This window comes from Gemmiger formicilis, assembly GCF_016901605.1.
GTDB lineage: Bacteria > Bacillota > Clostridia > Oscillospirales > Ruminococcaceae > Gemmiger > Gemmiger formicilis_B.
Window position 1 is genome coordinate 1 of record NZ_JACJKP010001072.1, and the last position, 215, is coordinate 215.

The window sequence follows — 215 nt, forward strand, 5'->3', positions numbered from 1 at the left end:
TAGAAACATCAACCAGCCACGGTGAGCTGCTCGATGGATTTCCCTTGCTGCCACTGCCGGGAGTAGATTTTGCTGCACATCTCGTATTTCTCAAAGATGTTTCTGGCGGCCTGCCGCGAGCTGGGTGCGTCGCTGGCCTGACAAAAGCACCGTAGAAGGCAGGAGGCGAACCGTTCGTCTCCTGCCTTCTCTCTGGTTCCCCGGTCAGCATAGGT

1 pseudogene is annotated in these 215 nt (G+C 56.7%); it reads right to left on the minus strand.

The features are described 5' to 3' along the window. Window positions 1–8: 8 nt before the first annotated feature. Window positions 9–215: pseudogene (locus H6B10_RS17790) on the minus strand (hypothetical protein); the annotation flags it as partial.